The sequence below is a fragment of the Bacillota bacterium genome (assembly GCA_013178125.1).
Lineage (GTDB): Bacteria > Bacillota > SHA-98 > Ch115 > JABLXJ01 > JABLXL01.
Window position 1 is genome coordinate 89429 of the sequence record JABLXJ010000004.1, and the last position, 20431, is coordinate 109859.

The window sequence follows — 20431 nt, forward strand, 5'->3', positions numbered from 1 at the left end:
TACGCCTATGATTTGGAAGTCACGGCGGGTTGAAATCGCGATGGTTTTGTGGTATTATTAACTCGAAAATCGAAAAAGATATGGTTGACTCCGGACCCTGCTGTGTGCGAGTCGGAGCTGACTGTTTTGTTCCAACACCAACACATAGGGAGCCCGGACTCTGGTTGTGGCATGTATGCCACCTTGGAGTGGACACATAAAGCTTCCAGGAGGGCACCCACCTGCAGGGCGCAGGGGATTTAAATGGTCAGCACAAACGGCACGGCGGGGTCCTCTGTGTTTTGCAAATAGATATGGCCGATGTCTTCACTAGAACAAGACGCCTGATAGGGGATGAAGGCCTGGCTCTGCTGGGGCGGAGCAGGGTCGTTGTAATTGGCCTCGGGGGTGTGGGTTCGTTTGCAACCGAGGCTCTTGCTCGTGCGGGCATTGGCCATTTCGTGCTCATCGATTTCGATGACGTGGACATCACCAATGTAAACCGGCAGCTTCACGCCTTCCCGGATACCGTGGGACTTTCAAAGGTTGAACTGATGAGGGAGAGGGTCCTTCGCATCAACCCGCAGGCTGATGTGATCGCGTTGAAGAGATTTGTCTCGGGGGATGATGCCGGTGAGATCCTGGCGGAGCCCTGCGACTACGTGGTCGATGCGTGCGATACCGTGTCCGTGAAGGTCGCGTTTGCGGTGTGCTGTGCCAGGCTCGGGGTGCCGATCATCTCCTCGATGGGGGCGGGCAACAGGCTCGACCCCACCAGATTTCGCGTCGCCGATATATCCAGGACTCATACGTGCCCGCTGGCAAGGGCCGTGCGACAGGGGCTGAGGCGGGCCGGTGTCGCCTCCGGTCTCACGGTGGTTTTCTCGGATGAGAAGCCACGCAGGGGCGAGGACGGCGCAGGGGGCGGCGGAGGCGAGGGCCCGGGCGGCCCGGGCAGCATTTCATTTGTCCCCCCGGTCGCCGGGTTGATCCTCGCCGGGGTTGTCGTGAACGACCTCCTGCGATTTCACGGCCTCGAAGGAGCTGATCTCAGGGATGGCCGAGGCTAAGATGTCCGATAAGATGTCCGAGATCAACCTTTTTACGCCGCGGCGAGGATCCTGCGTTGCGCCAGGTTCCGGCTCTGGTGACGGTTTCGGCGTAGATCCAGGTACAGGTGCAGATCCGGGCGCAGGCGCAGGTCCAGGCTCCGGCTCCGGGGCTATCGGGGGCGGGGCGATCGGTGACGAGAGAGCCCCGCTCGCCCATCGTATGAGGCCGAGGACCCTCGAGGAATTCGTCGGCCAGGAGCATATCATCGGTCCTGGTCGCCTGCTCAGACGGGCCATTGAGGCGGACAGGCTCTCGTCCCTGATATTCTATGGACCGCCCGGCACCGGCAAGACAACACTTGCCTACGTAATTGCCGGCAAGACCAGGTCCCACTTCGAACGTCTAAACGCTGTGACCTCGGGGGTTGCCGATATACGGAGGGTCGTCGAGGCCGCGGCCGGGCGCCTGGCTGCAGGCCGGCAGAGGACCATCCTGTTTATAGACGAGATCCACAGGTTCAACCGCTCCCAGCAGGACGCCCTCCTGCCCGCTGTCGAGGACGGGACGGTAATTCTAATAGGGGCGACGACTGAGAACCCGTTCTTTGAGGTGAATAGCCCCCTGGTATCGCGTTCCCGCATATTTAGACTCGAGCCATTGACCGGTGAGCACATCGCCACGATCTTGAAGAGGGCCCTCGAGGACAGGGAGAGGGGACTCGGGGACTACAATGTCGAGGTCGATGAGGATGCCTTTCGCCACATCGTCGACGTGGCTAATGGCGATGCCAGGGCGGCCCTCAATGCAATCGAGCTGGCGGTTCTCACGACCCCGCCTGGCGAGAATGGTATAAGGCACATAACCCTCGAGGTGGCCGAGGAATCCATCCAGAGGCGCGCTCTCCGCTATGATAAGCAGGGTGATAATCACTACGACACAATTTCGGCTTTCATAAAGAGCATGAGGGGTTCGGATCCCGATGCGGCCGTATACTGGCTAGCCAGGATGGTCGAGGCGGGCGAGGACCCTGGATTCATAGCAAGGAGGGTTGTCATCTGCGCGTCCGAGGATGTCGGAAACGCCGACCCGCATGCCCTCCTGGTGGCGACCGCGGCCGCTCAGGCCGTGGATTTCGTAGGCTGGCCCGAGGCGTCCATCATCCTGGCGCAGGCGGTCATCTACGTGGCCGCCGCTCCGAAGAGCAACGCCTCCTACCTGGCGATCAATGCGGCGAAGAAGGATGTCGAGGGCATGCGATCGGGGGACGTTCCTATCCACCTGAGGGATGCATCCTATCGCGGTGCCGCAAGGCTCGGCCACGGGAAGGGCTACAAGTATCCCCATGACTATCCGGGTCACTATATCCCGCAGGATTACCTCCCCGATAATGTCAGGGGCAGGGTCTATTACAAGCCCACGGAGAACGGCTACGAGCTCAAGATAAAGGAGCGCCTGGAGAGGCTGCGCCGCTCATAGACGGTCATAAACGTTTCATAAACGTTTCTTGTTGACAGGCGGTGGAACGTATGCTATTATGTTCTAAGAATACCGACTAAATTACTCGGGATTTGCGGCGGGCAGGGCATGTTGATGCGCCACATAAGGCACGTTCACATGGGTAAGCGGGCATAGTAGCACGGGTATAATAGCATAGTGGACCGGCAATGATCCAACCTGATGATTGTTTGACGACTGCCCCTTGAGTTCTAAGTTATCTTCTTAGCTTGGGTCTCAAGTCCATAGACTAGGAAGTCTCAAGTTCCTAGATTATCCTAGATTTAGATGGGAGATGAAACGCTCATGGAAAAGATATATCTGGATCACGCCGCTACAACGCCGATGCGGCCCGAGGTTCTCGAAGCGATGATGCCCTATTTGAAGGATAGCTTTGGAAACCCTTCGAGCATCCATTCCTTTGGCCGCGAGGCCCGGAAGGCGCTGGATGATTCACGCGACAAGATCGCCGCCATCATAGGCGCGAAGCCGGACGAGATCATCTTTACAAGCGGGGGCACTGAGGCGGACAATACAGCCATAAAGGGGGTCGCGTTCGCGAAGCGGGATAAGGGGAACCACATAATAACATCATCCATCGAACATCACGCAGTCCTGGATAGTTGCAAGGCATTGGAGAGACAGGGCTTCGAGGTCACCTACCTCCCTGTGGACCAGTACGGGCTCGTCAGCCCGGAGGATGTGAGGGCGGCCATAACTGATAGGACGATTCTGATTTCAATCATGCATGCCAATAACGAGGTCGGCACGATCGAGCCCATAGCCGAGATCGGCCGGATCGCCAGGGAAAAAGGCATCTACTTTCATACCGATGCGGTTCAGACCGTTGGACATATCCTGGTGAATGTCGAGGATCTCGGCGTGGACATGTTATCCTTATCTGCCCATAAATTCTACGGCCCCAAGGGGGTTGGGGTGCTTTACGTGAGGAAGGGTGTGCGGGTATTGCCCTTCATGCATGGCGGCGGCCAGGAACGGGGGCGCCGGGCCGGCACGGAGAATGCGCCAGGGATAGTTGGAATGGCCTGTGCTCTGGAATTGGCCGTCAAGGAGATGGAGGAGAATGCGAGAAGGGTCACTGCGCTCAGGGATGCGCTCATCCGGGGGGTCCGGGAGCGGATTGATCATGTGAGAGTGAATGGTCACCCGACGGAGAGGCTTCCCGGCAACGCGAGCTTCTGCTTTGAGTTTGTGGAAGGGGAGTCCATACTCCTCAATCTGGATATGAAGGGCATTGCAGGATCGAGCGGTTCCGCCTGCACGTCGGGATCGCTCGAGCCTTCACACGTGCTCCTCGCCATGGGGCTCCCTCATGAGGTCGCCCACGGGTCGCTCAGGCTGACGCTCGGTCGGGATAACACGATGGAGGAGGTCCAGTATGTGCTCGACGTCCTGCCGGAGATAATATCGAGATTGCGGTCTATGTCACCGTTCGCTGCGACGGCGGAGACCGCCGGGGCCGGGGCGAAAAAATAACATCTGGATCTGGATGAAAGGTGATAAGATGAAAGATGATAAGATGATTGAGGTATTGAAAGTGGGGAGGAGGGCTGAACCATGTATTCGGAGAAGGTTATGGACCATTTTACGAACCCGCGCAACGTGGGGGAGATATCCGATGCCGACGGCGTCGGGATGGTTGGCAACCCGGTGTGCGGGGACGTCATGAAGCTGTTCATAAAGGTTGATGATAACAGGATCACCGATATCAAGTTCAAGACATTCGGGTGCGGGGCCGCCATAGCAACGAGCAGCATGGTGACGGAGCTCGTCAAAGGCAAGACCCTCGATGAAGCGATGAGGATATCAAACAAGGCCGTTGCGGAGGCCCTTGACGGCCTACCGGCGAATAAGATGCACTGCTCCAACCTTGCTGCCGATGCCCTTCACGAGGCCATAAAGGATTACCTCGGGAGGCGTAAGGAAGCGTAAAGTAAGAAAGAAGCGTGAAAGGAAGCGAGGGTTTGTGTGATGGGCGCAAACCTGGTTGATGGGGGTAGAGGCGATAATAGCAAGGACAACAGGGAGAGCGAGGAGGGCAATAAGAGGGTAGTGGTCGCCATGAGCGGCGGCGTTGATAGCTCTATCGCCGCCGCCCTCCTCAAGGAGAGGGGATACGATGTCATCGGCGTGACCATGCAGATATGGCCCCGGTTCTCCCCCGACGGTGGGGCGCAGCCGGAGCGCAGCTGCTGCTCCCTCGCTGCTGTGGAGGATGCAAGGAGGGTCGCAAACCGGCTCGGCATCCCCTACTACGTGTTTAACCTGCAGGAGGATTTTTCGCGCGAGGTCATCGATTATTTTTGCAGCGAATACATAGAAGGGCGGACGCCGAATCCGTGCGTCGTATGCAATACCAGGATCAAGTTTGGCCTGCTTCTCCACAAGGCCCGCGCCCTCGGCGCAAGCCATATTGCCACAGGTCACTACGCCAGGATATGTTATGATCCCTCCATGCATCGCTATATTCTCAAGAAGGCGCGAGACCGTCACAAGGATCAGACCTACGTGCTCTATAACCTCACCCAGGACCAGCTCGCATCAACTATAATGCCCCTGGGAGAATTTACAAAGGATGAAACGCGGGCCCTGGCCGCAAAGCTCGGCTTCAAGGTTGCGAATAAGCCTGACAGCCAGGAGATATGTTTCATACCGGATAATGATTACAGGCGGTTCCTTGCCGAGCGCGTGCCGGAGAGCGTAAACCCGGGCCCGATCCTGGATGTCCATGGAAATGTGTTGGGTGAGCACCGGGGCATTGCGTTCTACACGATCGGCCAGCGTAAAGGGCTTGGGATCTCAGCGCGTGAGCCGCTCTATGTTATCGCCCTTGACCGGGAGCGGAATGCCGTCATCGTGGGTGCCGAGAGCGAGATATATTCGCGGTCGCTTATAGCCGGATCCCTCAACTGGATAGCCTTTGAGGACCTATCTGAAGCGCGAGAGGCATGGGCCAAGATACGTTATTATACCGAGCCTGCACATGCTGTAGTCACCCCGCTGGCGGCCGGTGATGTTGAGGTGAGATTTGCCAAGCCCCAGCGTGCAGTCACGCCCGGCCAGTCATGTGTCTTTTATGATGGGGACGTCGTGCTCGGCGGCGGCATCATCGAGGCAGGCCAGAGGTGGGCCTGAGCGAAGTGGGCCGGAGGCAGGTTTATAAGGTCGATTTATATGAGTTTATACGGGGAACGCAAGGGGAATACTATTTACCGACCGCTGGCAGGCTGTAATCGGGGCCGGAAAGGGGTGATATGATGCACAGGTTCTGGAGATCATTGCTTACCGGAGGCGTTATCGGCGCCACCCTGGGCACGTACTTCTACCTGCGTTCAAACAGGCGAACGAAAAGGAACCTTGCATCAAGAGCAAGGGTGCTTGGATACACCGCCAGGAGGGCAGCACGGCTCATGTCGAAATCCGCCGGCATGGGCGTCAATATGTTGAGCCGTCGCCTCAGCAGGATGGGTAACAGGTAATGAGCATACCTGGGAAGGATGGAGGTAGGAACGTAGACCTCCATCCTTTGTCGAATATAGCCATGAGCCCTCGCCTCCGCCTTATCCTCTCCCTCCTGTTATTAACCGGCCTTATAATTTTCTTTTATCGCATCCGGGGGGTCCTCGTCCCTTTCATCCTGGCGGTGGTGCTCGCCTACATCATAAATCCGCTTGTGTGCTACCTTGAACGCAAGGGGGCCCCCCGCACTATAGGCACCCTCATCGTCTATCTGGCGTTCACCCTGCTGAGCGCCCTGGTGATCGCCTATCTTTTCCCGCTGCTCCTTTACCAGCTCGAGAAGCTCCTGGAGGCCCTCCCGCAGCAAGCCTCCAATATCAACACCAGATTGGAGGCGATATTTGAGCGAGTTGACAGGTTCCGGGTGCCCCAAGTTATCAGGGGCGTAATGGATGAGGCGATCCTGCGCGGTGAGGCCTACCTGCGGGAGGCGGTGCGCACGGTGGTTGATGCTATGCTGGGGCTGTTTTCAGCCCTCCCCGGCCTGCTTATAACCCCGATCCTGGCATTCTATTTTACCCGAGACATCGAGGCGATCAAAGACCGCATCTTGGTGCTGATCCCTGGGCGCTACAACCAGGCTGCGCTGAGCCTCCTGAGGGAGGTGGATGCTGTGCTTGCGGGGTTTATCCGGGGGCAGCTTATTGTATGCATCTTCGTTGGAATTTTGACGACAATAGGGTTATCCCTCCTCAGGGTGGATTTTGCCCTCATAATCGGCATCGTTGCAGGCATCCTGGACGTTATACCGTATTTCGGGCCTGTGCTGGGCGCCGTGCCTGCCGTAGCTATAGCCTTCCTTAAGTCCCACCTGACGGCGCTTTACGTGATCATCCTGTTTGCCGTTATTCACCAGGTCGAGAGCGGGGTCATAGCCCCAAAGGTTTTTAGCGACCGGGTCGGGCTTCACCCTGTGGCCGTAATATTTGCGCTCCTCGCCGGGGGCGAGCTTGCGGGCATCACAGGCATGCTTCTTGCTGTCCCGGTGGCGGCCGTTATAAACGTCGTGCTGAGGTTTATCCTGGCGAGGACAAGGCAGAATTGAATTGACAAGATCATCTATAATTGAGTATGATTAACGTACACCGTTAAGGGACGTTGCAGCTTTGAGGGCGATTCTAGGGAGGGATGAAGTCCTTGACGGCTCAGGAGCTACGTGAGGAATTTCTTGGTTTTTTTCAGGAAAAGGGACACAAGGTGCTGCCAAGTGCCTCCCTCATCCCCAGGGACGATCCGACTCTGCTCTTGACGGGCGCGGGCATGGTGCCCTTCAAGCCATACTTCCTGGGCACGGCGAAGCCGCCGCGTAACCGGATAACCACGTGCCAGAGGTGCCTCAGGACGGCTGATATAGATAATGTAGGGAAGACGGCCAGGCATTGCACGTTTTTCGAGATGTTGGGGAACTTTTCCTTCGGCGATTATTTCAAAGAGGATGCCATAAGCTGGGCGTGGGAATTTGTAACGGAGCACCTGCGCCTTCCCGCCGAGAAGCTCTGGGTCAGCATTTACTTGGATGACGACGAAGCTTTCAGAATATGGAACGAGAAGATAGGCATCCCCGAGCAGAGGATCGTAAGGCTCGGCAAGGAGGACAATTTCTGGGAGATCGGCGTGGGGCCGTGCGGCCCGTGCTCCGAGATTTATGTGGACCGGTGGCCGGACTTCGGGTGCAGCAAGCCCGGGTGCGGGTTCGGCTGTGACTGCGACCGGTTTATGGAGATATGGAATCTCGTTTTTATCCAGTTCCACAAGGACGAGGCTGGCAACTATACCCCGCTGCCCAAGAAGAGCATCGACACCGGGATGGGGCTCGAGCGGGCATGCTCCATCCTGCAGGGCGTGGGGACGGTTTTCGAGACCGATGTCATGAGGTATGTGGTTTCGCGCGTTTCGGAGCTGTCGGGCAAGCCTTACGGCGGGGGTGAGCTCAGCGACAGGTCGATTCGCGTGATAACCGACCACATACGCGGGGTTACTTTTCTCTTGAGCGACGGGGTCATCCCCTCCAACGAGGGGCGCGGATATGTATTGCGAAGGCTCCTCAGGCGGGCGGCGCGTCACGGGAGGCTTCTCGGCATAGACAGGCCCTTCCTCCGGGATGTTGCCGATGCTGTGATTGCAAAGATGCGCGATGCATACCCCGAGCTGGAGAGCCGGCGCGAGCATATACTTAAGATGCTCGGCGCTGAGGAAGACCGGTTCAGGGCCACACTCGACCAGGGCATGGAGATCCTCTCCGACATGATGAAGAGAGCGAAGTTGGAGGGTTCCGGGGTCCTGCCCGGGGAGGATGTGTTCAGGCTGTATGATACTTACGGATTCCCCCTCGAATTGACATCCGAGATAGCGGGGGAATCCGGCCTGAAGCTGGACGAGGATGGCTTCCAGAGGGCCATGGAGGAACAGCGTGAGCGTGCCCGGCGGGCGCGACAGGAGACGGGGTATCTTGGGAGCGTCACCGCCGGCGTCGAAGCCCTCGCGGGCGTTGCAACCAGCTTCGTCGGCTACGACAGGGATGAGGTTGAGGCTGTTGTGTCCGGCATTTTCGTCAACGAAGGCCCCGCGGAGGAGATCTGCGAGGGCGAGCGGGGCGACATCATACTCACGCAGACGCCGTTCTACGCGGAGGGCGGCGGCCAGGTCGGTGATACCGGCATTCTCGAGGTCCGGGGGGGCGACGGCGCGGTGGCCGTGGGTGAAGAAGCCCGGGTGGAAGCCCGGGGCCAGGATGATGGAACCGGAGATGGAACCGGAGCCAGGACCGGACTTGCCAGGGTGCTCAACACCCGGAAGCTCGGGGGGGCCGTGATCTCCCATGAGGTTGAGGTGACCAGGGGCAGGATCAGAAAGGGAGCGCGTGTCCTGGCGAAGATTGACAGGGAGAGGCGCCTCGCGATCGCCCGCAATCACACAGCAACCCACCTCCTTCAGGCGGCCCTGCGACGGGTGCTGGGAGAGCACGTTCACCAGGCGGGTTCCCTCGTGGCCGACGGCAGGCTCCGTTTTGACTTCTCACACCCCGAGGCCCTCACGCCTGAAGAGCTCCGGAGGGTCGAGGACCTGGTAAACGAGGCCATCTTGCAGGACATGCCCGTGGAGGTTCTCGAGGTCGGTCAGGAGGAGGCCAGAGCTAAGGGGGCCCTTGCCTTATTTGGTGAGAAATACGGGGATGTCGTTAGGGTTATCAAGATAGGCGACTTCAGCATGGAGCTCTGCGGCGGGACCCATCTCAGGCGGACGGGAGAGGCTGGTCTTTTCCTCATAGCAGGGGAGGGCGCAGTGGCGGCCGGCACCAGGCGGATCGAGGCGACCACCGGCAGGGCCTCCATTGAGGCCGTGCGCGCCCAGGCAGGCGCCATGCGCGCCATTGCCGAGAGGCTCAAGGCCTCTCCTGAGGACGCAGTCGAAAAGCTTGATAGGTTCATGGCCGCTTCCAGGGAGACAGAGCGTGAGCTGTCGCAGTTGAGGATGGAGTCGCTCGCCTCCAAGGCTGCTGATATGGCCGGGCGGGCCGAGGAGATCAACGGGGCCAGGGTCCTTGTGGATTCGATCGACGGGCTGGATGCCGAGGGTTTGAGGAACCTGGGGGATATGCTGAGGGATAGGCTGGGGACCGCAGCTGTCATCGTGGGTTCGAGGGTCGACGGCAGGCTCAGCTTCATAGCCCTTGTTGCGCCCGAGCTGGTGGCCAGGGGGTTACACGCGGGCCAGCTCGTAAAGGAGGCCGCGAGGTTGACCGGCGGCGGTGGAGGCGGGAGACCCGAGATGGCTCAGGCCGGGGGGAAGGATGTCGAGAAGCTTGGCGAGGCCCTGGCCCAGGTCAGGGAGGCGATTCGCTCAAAGCTTGCTTCCCAGCTGCATTGACCTATTTTAGGATGGTGGTCGATTAATGAAGGATGTCCGCGAGGAAACGCAAACATTTAAGGTGGTGCCGGAGGACGCCGTTTCGATCTCTGCCGTGCTCCATGAGGTCTACGAGGCCCTCAAGGAGAAGGGTTACAACCCTGTTAACCAGCTTGTTGGCTACATTCTTTCCGGGGATCCTACTTACATAACGAACCATAAAAACGCCCGGAACCTCATCAGGAAGCTCGAACGCGACGAGATCCTCGAGGAGCTCGTCCGGAGCTACATTGAGAGACATTGAGAAGCGAGGCGCCTGGTTTGAGTCTGGAGGTCGAGGTCAGGGAACTTGGGCGGACGGGGCTTCGTGTATCGCGCCTCTGTTTCGGCACATTGACTGTGGGGCCGCTTCAGGCGGGGCTGGCTGTCGAGGATGGCGCGGCGCTCATGCGCAAGGCCTTCGACGCCAGGGTAAACTTCTTTGACACGGCGGAGCTCTACGGGACTTATCCATATCTATACTCGATGCTCAGGTGCGTCCCACGCGGCCAGGTCGTCATAGCGTCGAAATCTTACGCCTACGCGTATGAGGATATGCGAAAGAGCGTCGAGAGGGCGCTGTCGGAGCTGGATACCGATTATATAGATATCTTTCTCCTGCACGAGCAGGAGTCGAGGCTCACTCTCAGGGGGCACGCTGATGCGATAAGATATCTCCTGGATGCGAAGGATGAGGGCAAGGTCCGGGCCGTTGGCGTTTCCACGCACTATGTCGAGGTCGTCAGAGCGGCAGCGGAGATGGAGGAGTTTGACGTCATCCACCCCATTTTTAACAAGGCCGGCCTTGGGATCAGGGGTGGGACGCTCAGCGAGATGGAGGAGGCGATTCGCACGGCCTCGCTCAGGGGGAAGGGTATATACTCTATGAAGGCCCTGGGAGGTGGACACCTGATCTCGAATGCGCCCGGCGCGTTGCGCTATGTGCTGGAGAAACCATATATACATTCCGTGGCCGTCGGGATGAAAACACCCCTCGAACTCGAGATAAACCTCTCGATCTTCTCAGGGCGTGACGTCCCGGCGGGGATGCTGGAACGGGCGCGGCAGCATAAGGCCCTGCTTATCGAGTCGTGGTGTGCCGGTTGTGGTGAGTGCGTCAAGCGATGCGGGCAGGGGGCTCTCTCCATCAAGGATAACAGGGCGAGCGTGGATGAGACAAAGTGCATCCTGTGCGGGTATTGCAGTTCTGTCTGCCCGGAGTTCTGCATAAAGGTTATCTGAGGGTTAATGTCAGCTTTTGAAGGTGACGCGCGCAATATGCGGATGCTCGGACTCGATGTGGGCTCAAAAACCATTGGTGTTGCGCTCTCAGACCCCATGGGAATTACGGCGCAGGCTTTCACCGTGATCAGGCGGGCAACACCGGAGAAGGATTTTGATGCGATCCGGAACATTGTGCGCGCTTATGATGTGGGGCGAATCGTAGTCGGGCTGCCTTTGAATATGAATGGCAGCGTCGGGCCTGCGGCCCAGGCTGTGGAGGAGTTTTGCAGGGCGCTCAGGGGCAAGGTTGAAATCCCGGTTGTGACCTGGGATGAGCGGCTCTCCACGGTTATGGCGGAGCGTGCCATGCTGGAGGCGGATGTGAGCCGGAAAAAGCGCAGGCGCGTGATAGACAAGGCCGCGGCCGCCTTGATCTTGCAGGGTTATCTTGATCACCATCTGAATGATCACCACCCGGGTGAATGATGCGTTGGTGAATGGATGCATTAATAAACAGGCGCGTGGAGAAGATACCGGTGGAGAAGGCCCCGCGTGAGGGATTTTAAAGAAGAATGAGGTGAAAGAAATGCCGGTAGAGGATGATATCGTAACGCTGGTTTATGACGATGGAGAGGAAGAGGACTTTTCCGTAGTTGATGTCGTCGAGGTGAACGGGAACCGGTACGCCATTTTGATCCCTGAGAATGTCGATGCTGAGGCCGATACTGATGAGGAGGAGTATGAGGAGTATGTATTCAGGGTTGAGGAAGGCGAGGACGGGGAGGAGATCCTCGTCGACATCGATGATGACGAGTACGAGCAGGTGATGGAAGCCCTCGACGAGCTTTACGAGGATGAGGATGAGGATGAAGAGGGCGATGACGATTATGATGATGATGAAGATGAGGATGAAGACGACTACGAGGACGAAGACGAACGCTAGGACGCTTGTGTTCGACGAGCAAGTCCTCAGAATCGCTCTCAGGCAGGCCGGGATGCTGGCCTGCCTGGTGTTGCTTTTTACGGGGCTTTCGATCCTGGCAAAGCTGTCGCCAGTGACCCTTCCATCGAAGGCGTCCGAGGTTCTTGTGTGCGTGTCGCCTGGGATGACATCAGCAGACATAGCCGAATCCCTAGCTGACCGCGGACTCATCAAGAGCGAGTTTCTATTCACGGCTCTCAGCCGGATCGCCGGCCTCGACCAGAGACTGAAGGCCGGGTACTACAGGCTCACCTCCAGCATGAGCGCCTTGCATATCCTACGCGAGCTCAGGGACGGTCGCGTCGTTACCGTGACGTTCACCGTGCCCGAAGGGGCCAGCAACGCCGAGATCGCTAGGATATTGGAGTCGAAAGGCCTGGTGGCTGATGCGGCCCGGTTCGAGCAGGCAGCCCGTGATAAGCAGGGTTTCCTGTTCCCCGCCACCTACAGGGCGTTCTATGGGGCGCCGGAAGAAGACATAATAAAACTTATGTTAACTAAGTTCGAGAGCGTCGTGTTGCCCCGGTACGAGGAGGCGAGGAGGAAGGGGGAGACCCGCTCGATTAAAGACATCATCACGCTGGCCTCGCTCGTTGAGAAGGAAGCCAGGGTCGGCCGTGAACGTCCCTTGATCGCCGGGGTTTTGATGAACAGGTTGAGGACCGGCATGCCGCTTCAATCATGCGCTACTGTGGAATATGCCCTGAGCGAGGGGAAAGGCCAGTGGAAAAGCCGGTTGACCGTGGACGACTTGAGAATAGCATCTCCCTACAATACTTACCTGCACAGGGGATTGCCCCCCGGCCCCATAGCCAATCCCGGCCTGGATTCAATAGAGGCTGCGCTGAATCCCGCCCGCGTAGACTACTTCTTCTTTGTGGCGAACGGGGACGGCACTCACACCTTCTCGAGAACCTACCGTGAACACCTTCTTGCAGCCCGCAGGGCTAATTCTATTTCAGGCCACAGCCGGATACAACCGCCCGAATCAGGTAAAACTAAGCGTAACGTTCGCTAGCGATAGCGGCATATGGCGGTATATGCCATAATCCTTGATCCCATAATGCCTGAGAGGGACGTTTCGCGTGTTACCACAACCGGGAAGGCTTGCGGCTGTTATAGCGGTTCTTTTCCTTATTTTTCTCTGCCTATGTTTTCAACTTGTGAAGATTCAGATCATCGACAGCCTTAGATTCCTGCAGCTCGCCCTGAGCCAGCGCAGCGAGGCGCTGAGCATCGGCCCCCCGCGGGGGATGATCCTCGATAGAAACGGGCAGCCCCTCACCGAGGGCACGCGCGAGAGGACTATAGTCATATTCCCGCGTCTTGCCCGGCCATGGCTCGCCGGTCACGCCGGGCAAACCCCGGGGCAAACCCCAGGACAGGACCGCCTCCAGCATCTCACTAAACTCATCGAGGCCCGGCCGGCCTCCCTCACGCCCTTTGTCGCTGAAACCGGTGTATCCATGGAGACTCAACAGGAAGTCAACCAGCTCAACGAGCCCGGGGTAGTCTGCGTCGAGCTCCCGCTGAGATATGACCGCAATGGTCTCGCCTGTCATCTGCTGGGCTATACCAGCCTCCGGAATAATAGGGGCGTCTCTGGCGTTGAGAGGATGCTGGACAGATACCTCGTGGCCCGCCAGCCCAGCGCGAGTCTTGTTGCCCTTGTGGATGCAAACCGGCGGCTCATACCCGGCCTGGGGTACCGGATCGTGGGGAACAGGTCGAGGCCCTCTGTCGTCCTTACGATTGATAAGCGGATCCAGAGGATTGTGGACCAGGCGATGGACCGGATGGTCCCAAGGGGGGCGTGTGTCGTGATGCGAAGCGATACCGGTGAGGTGCTCGCGATGTCCAGCCGCCCCGGATTCGATCCGAATGATGTTGCATCCTATCTCGGGAGGCCGGGTTCGCCCCTCCTCAACAGGGCCATAGCCTCTTACCCGGTCGGGTCCGTGTTCAAGGTGGTGGTAGCAGCCGCGGCCCTGGAGGAGGGCGTCACAGCCGAGAAGGAAGTCTTCATGGATCCGGGCTACATCATGGTCGACTCCAATAAATTCCGGTGCTATAAATTTGATGAAGGCGGCCACGGCCAGCTGGATTTCGAGAAGGCATTCGCCGAATCATGCAACGTTGTGTTTATTGAGGTGGGAGAGAGGCTCGGCGGAGGGAAGCTGATAGATTACGCAGAGCGATTTGGCTTCGCCAGGCCGACAGGCATCGGGCTTGCCGAGGAAACCCCGGGGAGGCTTCCCAGCGGCTGGAACATGTCGGCCGGCGATATAGCAAATATGTCCATAGGCCAGGGGGAGATGCTGGCCAGCCCCCTCCAGGTGACCGCAATGGTTGCATCCATAGCAAATGGGGGAGTGATGGTGCGGCCGCGAGTCCTGCGGGAGATCCGCGACTCAGGGGGCAAGATCATCAGGCGCTTCGAGGCTGATCCAGCGAGCCCGGGGCGCCGGGTCATCTCGGCGGCTACCGCGGAGAGGGTGGCCAGGTTGATGCGGGAGACCGTTGCATCGGGCACGGGCCGGAATGCTCAGGTGGAAGGGTGGGAGGTCGCGGGCAAGACGGGCTCGCCTGAAACGGGCAGGCTGGGCGCCGATGGTGAGAGCATATCTCATGCCTGGTTTGCGGGCTACGCCAGGGGTCATGTTAGCGGGTATGGTGATGTCAGCCTCGCCTGCACAGTTTTCGTGGAGGAGGGCGGCTCCGGGGGGGATGTGGCGGCCCGGGTCTTCCACGACATAATGAAGGGCATCGGGGATGGCAATGAATAGGACATGCACAATTTCGCCGGATCCCCATATTAATGATAATGAGTCCGAAATTACGGGGGTGGGGCCTGCATGTTTCCGGTATTGCTCACCACCTTCATTTTCCCCCTGTTCCGCGGCATCAGCCTCCTGACTTCCTATATCACGAATAGCAACATCTTCCCGGAACCCCTCTCGGAAGAGGAGGAGGCCGAGCTTCTGGTGCGGAAAGATGCCGGGGATGAGGTGGCGAGAAATGTGCTTGTGGAGCGGAACCTGAGGCTTGTCGCTCATATCGTCAAGAAGTTCGACGGAACCGGTGAAGACACGGACGATTTGATCTCCATAGGAACCATCGGGCTCATAAAAGCGATCAACACTTTCAACAAGGGGAAGAAGACCCGCCTTGCAACATACGCGGCCCGGTGCATTGAAAACGAGATACTCATGCACCTGCGTGCAATGAAGAAGAGCAAGGGGGAGATGCTGCTTTATGATCCCATAGGTGCCGATAAGGAGGGGAATGAGATCACCCTCATCGATGTCCTGGGGACCGAGGCGGATGAGGTTGCAGCCATGGTTGAGGGCGTCATGGAGGAGATGAAGCTGCAGGAGAAGATCCAGAACCTCAGCCGGCGCGAGAAACGCGTGATAGAGCTCCGCTACGGTTTGACGGATGGCAATCGGCGGACTCAAAGGGAGATATCGAAGAAACTAGGGATCTCCCGTTCATATGTATCCAGGATAGAGAAGAGGGCTCTCAATAAGTTATACAGGGAGCTGGTTGCCGAAGGCTACCAGTGAATGTGGTAGCCTTCCAGGCTTCAATGTGAATTGGAAACGCTGGAGGGTTTTGTGCAGCGTAGCCATACTATGGTATAATACTATAATGCATTATATATAATGCATTGACCTGGCGGGCTCAGGCTACAGGGAGGGCGGCAGATGCTGGAGATCCTTTGCCCCGACCTCTATGTTGATTCGGTTCCTGATATCGACCTGGACAAGCTCAGGGAGCGAGGAATACGGGGGATAATATTCGACATCGATAATACCATTGCCGAGTGGGGGAGCAACTCCGTGGATCCCAGGACAGAGCAGTGGATAACAAGGGCAAAGGATGCAGGGTTCAAGATGTGCATTCTATCCAATAATCTTGTGAAGCGGATCAGGCTCATCTCAGAGGCCCTGGACATCCCCTACGCCCCTGCCGGGATCAAACCCAGAAAGGCTGCGTTTCTTCGCGCCATGAGGCTCCTCGGCACCCGGGGCGGGGAGACGGCGGTCATAGGCGATCAGCTCTTCACGGATATCCTGGGCGGGAATTTGAGCGGCCTTTTCACCATCCTGGTGAAACCCCTCTGCCGGAGGGAGTTTATAACCACGCGATTCATGAGGGTGCTGGAGCGCCTGGTGATGCGCCACCTCAAATGCGCGTTTTCTAGATGTTCTCTTAAACTTACGAGGAGGAATTCTGATGCGACTTTGTGAACTCGTTGCTTACCTGGACGATTACTTGAAGATACGCGAGATAAAGGACACTTGCGTTAATGGGCTCGAGGTGGATGGAGGTGGGGCGAGGGGCCCTCGACGCGCCGGCGGTGCCGGCGATGGGGATGCGGAGATCCGGAAGGTGGCGCTTGCAGTGGACTGCAACGTGGAAACCTTCGAGGGGGCCAGGAGGGAAGGTGCCCAGATGATCATAGTGCATCACGGCCTCTTCTGGGATAGACCCCCATCCATGCGTCTTGTTGGTCCCATGTATGAGCGGGTGAAGCTCCTCCTGGATAGCGGGCTCGCCCTGTACGCCGCTCACCTCCCTCTTGATATGCACCCTCATGTTGGCAACAACGCCGAGCTGGCAAGGCTCGTCGGGCTCACTGAGGAAGAGGCCTTTGGTGAACATCATGGGGTCCTGATCGGGGTGGCGGGCAAGGTAGCCCCGACGCCCCTCGAGGATGTCGCGGCGCGCCTCAATGAGAGGCTTGATACGGAGTGTCGCGTCCTGGGGTATGGCCCCTCAGTTGTCAGGACGGTGGCCATCTGCAGCGGGAGGGCCCCTGAGATGATGGTGGATGTCTATTCGAAGCATATCGACGTATATATAACCGGTGAAACGTCTCATGAATGGTCGGGCTACGCGGAGGATGCGGGGATGAATGTGATATTCGCCGGGCACTGGGCCACTGAGACGCTTGGGGTTAAGGCTCTCGGAAGGCATATCTCCCAGAAGCTCGGCCTCGAGACTGTCTTCATCCCTCACCCAACCGGCTTGTAAGCGACCGGTCTTTAGTAACTCACCCGGCCCCCTGCATGATGTGATGAGCAAGGAAGAAAGGCCACGGACAGCTGTAGGAGTGAGGCATTCAGAAATGGGTCAGGAGGGAATTTTCCGGGAGCCATGCCCATGCCCATGCCATGAGCGTGAGCCACGCCCAGAGCAGCCATGCCCAGGGCCGCGCTACGCCAGCATCATGGTGGATCTGGCCGTTGACAGGGTCAACAGGCCGTTTCATTACGCCATACCTCATAGGCTTGCCGGGAGGATAGATATCGGGACTCGCGTTGTCGTGCCCTTTGGGAACCGGGTGGTTGAAGGCTACGTTATAGATCTTGTGGAGCGGCCGTTCTCGGATGAGGTGAAGGAGATAGCCGATGTAGCGGATGATCTATGCTTCCTGGATAAGGGGATGCTCGACCTCGCCCGGTGGATGCAGGATTATTATCTCTGTCACGTCGTCGAGGCCCTCCGGTGCATGCTACCCGGCGGGGTCAGGACCCACCGGGTGCGGCCGAAGTTTCAGCAGGTTGTCGAGCTTGCCCCTGCGCTGGCCTCTGCATCCCATGCCGAGGTTGCGGCCTCGCTGGCGTCGCTTGAGAAAATAGCTCCGTCCCAGGCCCGCGCCCTGGAGCTCCTGGTGCCAGGGAATTGCGTGCCAAAAGCCGAGCTCCTGAGACGAGGAGTGAGCGCGGCCTCAATAAAGGCTCTCGAGCGAAAGGGCCTGGTCATCGTGGGGAGCCTCGAAATGCGGAGGGCCCCTGTCGACCGTGGGGCATACGGCGCTTCGAGGCCTCTTGAGGCGACGCCCGATCAGGAGGCCGCATTGAAGATCATACTCGCCCAGATTTCGGCACCATCGGCGCCGCGATCGCGCGAGGGCGAGCAGCATCATCGCGGCGATCATCGCTGCGGTGATCGCGAACCCAGGCCCGTGCTCCTGCATGGCGTCACGGGGAGCGGCAAGACCGAGGTATACCTCCAGGCTATAGCGCATGTGCGCGAGCTGGGGAGGTCTGCGATAGTCCTTGTCCCAGAGATATCCTTGACGCCCCAGATGGTCGAGAGGTTCTGCGGCAGGTTCGGAGATGAGGTCGCGGTTCTCCACAGCCGGCTATCCATGGGGGAGAGATTTGATGAATGGCGGAGGATACGGCGGGGCGAGGCGCGCATCGTTATAGGGGCTCGTTCGGCCATCTTCGCCCCGGCCCGGGAGCTGGGGTTGATCATCATAGACGAAGAGCACGAAGCCTCCTATAAACAAGAGGAGGCGCCGCGTTATGATGCACGCGAGGTGGCTCGTGTGCGCGCGAGGGCCGAATCCGCTGTGCTGGTCCTGGGCAGTGCTACTCCATCAGTGGAGGCGTACCATCGCGCCATGACGGGTGAATATGCCTACGCGCGGCTTGCAAGCAGGATCAGCGGGAGGCCCCTGCCGGCCGTGCATGTGGTTGATCTGCGCGAGGAGTTGAAGGCCGGAAACAGGACGATATTCAGCAGGAGGCTCCGGGAGGCTATCGCCAGCCGCCTCCTCCTGCGCGAGCAGGTGATCCTCTTCCTGAATAGAAGGGGTCACTCCACCTTTGTGCTCTGCAGGGAGTGCGGTCACGTCCTGAAGTGCCCTCACTGCGATGTATCGCTCACCTACCACGCTGAGGATGCGAAGATGCTGTGCCATTACTGCGACTGGGAGGAGAGGGTGCCCGATGTCTGTCCCAGGTGCGGCAGCATATATATTAAGTACTTCGGCATTGGCACGGAAAGGGTGGAGAGGGAGGTCAGGTCATCCTTTCCGGGGGCGAGGGTGTTGAGGATGGATGTGGATACAACAAGGCGCAAGGGGTCCCACCGGAGGATGCTGGACGCATTCAGGAAGGGAGACTACGATATCCTTGTGGGGACCCAGATGATCGCGAAGGGCCTGGATTTCCCCGGGGTCACGCTCGTGGGCGTTGTTACAGCGGATACATCCCTCAACTTACCCGATTTCAGGGCGGGCGAGCGAACCTTCCAGCTGATGGAGCAGGTGGCAGGGCGCGCAGGCCGGGGATCCGTGCCCGGCGAGGTCATCATACAAACGTATTCCCCTGATCACTATTCGATCCGGTTCGCCGCCTCCCACGATTATGAGGGGTTTTACCATGAAGAAATAAAGACCCGCGAGGAGCTGGCCTATCCACCCTTCGCGCACCTCATCGCCATCACGGTGAGCTCCCCCGCCGAACCTGTTGCCGCAGAGGTTGCGCAGAGGCTCGCGGACGCCCTGAGGGGGCGTTTGGAGGGCGAGGCGGCCCCGGCGGTCTCCGCAACACCGCCGCCCGGGGCTGGGGAGGAGGGCGTGCCCGGGATATTCGAGGTGCTCGGCCCGGCCCCGTGCCCCCTCGCCCGCATCGGGGGGAACTACAGGTGGCAAGTTGCCTTGAAGTGCTCGGAGATATCCGCGGCGAACCCCATTGTGAAGGGTGCCGTCGTCTCTGTGTTGAAGGGCAGGACGGCCGGCGGCGCAGGCGCCGCCGGTGGCGGCAGCGATAGCGGCCCGTTTGCGGTCAGCGTCAATGTTGATCCTTCGAGCATGCTTTAATGCGGGCGTTTCATGTGCGGCGGCTGCATGTGGCTGGCGGTTTGACGAATCCGATTTCTCGCAGGTGTTTCACGCGATCATTGGGCAATTATAATATTGGGGGAAGTATGCTATAATGTGGCTGTAATGTGGCCGTAGGCCATATATAGCTGCATATGCGGTGTATATGTCATATATAGCTGGAGGGGGCTTGCTGCTTTGGTGCTTCCAATACGAAAGAAGGGCGATCCAATTCTCAGGCGGGTCGCATTGCCAGTCGAGAAGATCACGCGCGAGATGAATGCCCTGATTGATAACATGCTCGAAACCATGTATGCCGCCGACGGAGTCGGGCTTGCCGCCCCTCAGGTTGGCGTCGGGTGCAGGGCCATCGTTGTGGACGTGGGCCAGGGGCCTGTGACGTTGTTTAATCCGCACATCGTAGAGGCAAGCGGGAGCGTGACTGAGCGTGAGGGGTGCCTGAGCATACCCGGGGTGTTTGGGATGGTGCCAAGAGCGGAAAAAGTAGTGGTAACAGGCCTGGACCGGCGCGGGGAGGAGAGAAGCATCGAGGCTTCGGGCCTATTTTCCAGGGCCTTGCAGCATGAGATAGATCACCTCGATGGCATTCTATTCATAGACAAGGCCCGTGAGATCGTGGAGGAGAAATAGCG

At 58.6% G+C, this 20431-nt stretch carries 19 protein-coding genes and 1 other RNA gene; all 20 read left to right on the top strand.

Features of this window, described 5'->3' with window-relative positions:
* The first annotated feature begins 91 nt into the window (after positions 1-91).
* The 20 genes from ssrS to def all read left to right on the top strand — a co-directional run bounded on the left by ssrS (position 92) and on the right by def (position 20429).
* A non-coding RNA gene (gene ssrS, locus HPY71_04810) (6S RNA) lies at positions 92-275 on the top strand.
* An 18-nt stretch (positions 276-293) separates the two neighbouring features.
* Positions 294-1049, top strand: coding sequence for a tRNA threonylcarbamoyladenosine dehydratase (locus HPY71_04815; GenBank protein ID NPV52827.1), 756 nt, complete (start codon positions 294-296; stop codon positions 1047-1049).
* Positions 1050-1062: 13 nt separating this feature from the next.
* Positions 1063-2508 (top strand): AAA family ATPase, encoded by a 1446-nt coding sequence (locus HPY71_04820; protein ID NPV52828.1) that lies wholly within the window; start codon positions 1063-1065, stop codon positions 2506-2508.
* 324 nt (positions 2509-2832) lie between these two features.
* Positions 2833-4023 carry a cysteine desulfurase NifS gene (gene nifS / locus HPY71_04825; GenBank protein NPV52829.1) on the top strand — a complete coding sequence of 397 codons (1191 nt, stop codon included), beginning with the start codon at positions 2833-2835 and terminating at the stop codon, positions 4021-4023.
* Between the two features lie 81 nt (positions 4024-4104).
* Entirely contained in the window at positions 4105-4479 is a 375-nt protein-coding gene (gene nifU, locus HPY71_04830; GenBank protein NPV52830.1) for a Fe-S cluster assembly scaffold protein NifU, read from the top strand.
* A gap of 39 nt (positions 4480-4518) precedes the next feature.
* On the top strand, positions 4519-5682 hold the full coding sequence (mnmA, locus tag HPY71_04835) for a tRNA 2-thiouridine(34) synthase MnmA (GenBank protein ID NPV52831.1): 1164 nt from the start codon (positions 4519-4521) through the stop codon (positions 5680-5682).
* 143 nt (positions 5683-5825) lie between these two features.
* Positions 5826-6026, top strand: a complete 201-nt coding sequence (locus tag HPY71_04840) for a hypothetical protein (GenBank protein NPV52832.1) — start codon at positions 5826-5828, stop codon at positions 6024-6026.
* Complete coding sequence (locus tag HPY71_04845) at positions 6026-7111, top strand: AI-2E family transporter (protein NPV52833.1); 1086 nt, start codon at positions 6026-6028, stop codon at positions 7109-7111. Before HPY71_04840 ends, HPY71_04845 begins: the two co-directional genes overlap by 1 nt.
* 83 nt (positions 7112-7194) lie before the next feature.
* Entirely contained in the window at positions 7195-9933 is a 2739-nt protein-coding gene (gene alaS, locus HPY71_04850; GenBank protein ID NPV52834.1) for an alanine--tRNA ligase, read from the top strand.
* Positions 9934-9958: 25 nt separating this feature from the next.
* Positions 9959-10216: an IreB family regulatory phosphoprotein gene (locus HPY71_04855; protein NPV52835.1), complete on the top strand. Its 258-nt coding sequence runs from the start codon at positions 9959-9961 to the stop codon at positions 10214-10216.
* Positions 10217-10239: 23 nt separating this feature from the next.
* A complete protein-coding gene (locus HPY71_04860; protein NPV52836.1) occupies positions 10240-11193 on the top strand; it encodes a 4Fe-4S binding protein in 954 nt (317 codons plus the stop codon).
* 36 nt (positions 11194-11229) lie between these two features.
* Positions 11230-11661, top strand: a complete 432-nt coding sequence (gene ruvX, locus HPY71_04865) for a Holliday junction resolvase RuvX (GenBank protein NPV52837.1) — start codon at positions 11230-11232, stop codon at positions 11659-11661.
* Between the two features lie 100 nt (positions 11662-11761).
* Complete coding sequence (locus HPY71_04870) at positions 11762-12118, top strand: DUF1292 domain-containing protein (protein ID NPV52838.1); 357 nt, start codon at positions 11762-11764, stop codon at positions 12116-12118.
* The gene (gene mltG, locus HPY71_04875) at positions 12042-13175 is read left to right on the top strand and encodes an endolytic transglycosylase MltG (GenBank protein NPV52839.1); all 1134 of its coding nucleotides are present in this window, start codon (positions 12042-12044) and stop codon (positions 13173-13175) included. The genes HPY71_04870 and mltG overlap by 77 nt, the downstream gene beginning before the upstream one ends.
* 145 nt (positions 13176-13320) lie before the next feature.
* Positions 13321-14943 (top strand): penicillin-binding protein 2, encoded by a 1623-nt coding sequence (locus tag HPY71_04880; GenBank protein NPV52840.1) that lies wholly within the window; start codon positions 13321-13323, stop codon positions 14941-14943.
* Positions 14944-15012: 69 nt separating this feature from the next.
* Positions 15013-15723, top strand: a complete 711-nt coding sequence (gene sigK / locus HPY71_04885; protein ID NPV52841.1) for an RNA polymerase sporulation sigma factor SigK — start codon at positions 15013-15015, stop codon at positions 15721-15723.
* A gap of 141 nt (positions 15724-15864) precedes the next feature.
* On the top strand, positions 15865-16410 hold the full coding sequence (locus tag HPY71_04890) for a YqeG family HAD IIIA-type phosphatase (protein NPV52842.1): 546 nt from the start codon (positions 15865-15867) through the stop codon (positions 16408-16410).
* The gene (locus tag HPY71_04895) at positions 16397-17197 is read left to right on the top strand and encodes a Nif3-like dinuclear metal center hexameric protein (protein ID NPV52843.1); all 801 of its coding nucleotides are present in this window, start codon (positions 16397-16399) and stop codon (positions 17195-17197) included. The genes HPY71_04890 and HPY71_04895 overlap by 14 nt, the downstream gene beginning before the upstream one ends.
* A 412-nt stretch (positions 17198-17609) precedes the next feature.
* The gene (gene priA / locus HPY71_04900) at positions 17610-19778 is read left to right on the top strand and encodes a primosomal protein N' (protein ID NPV52844.1); all 2169 of its coding nucleotides are present in this window, start codon (positions 17610-17612) and stop codon (positions 19776-19778) included.
* 198 nt (positions 19779-19976) lie between these two features.
* The gene (def, locus tag HPY71_04905; protein NPV52845.1) at positions 19977-20429 is read left to right on the top strand and encodes a peptide deformylase; all 453 of its coding nucleotides are present in this window, start codon (positions 19977-19979) and stop codon (positions 20427-20429) included.
* Positions 20430-20431 lie beyond the last annotated feature (2 nt).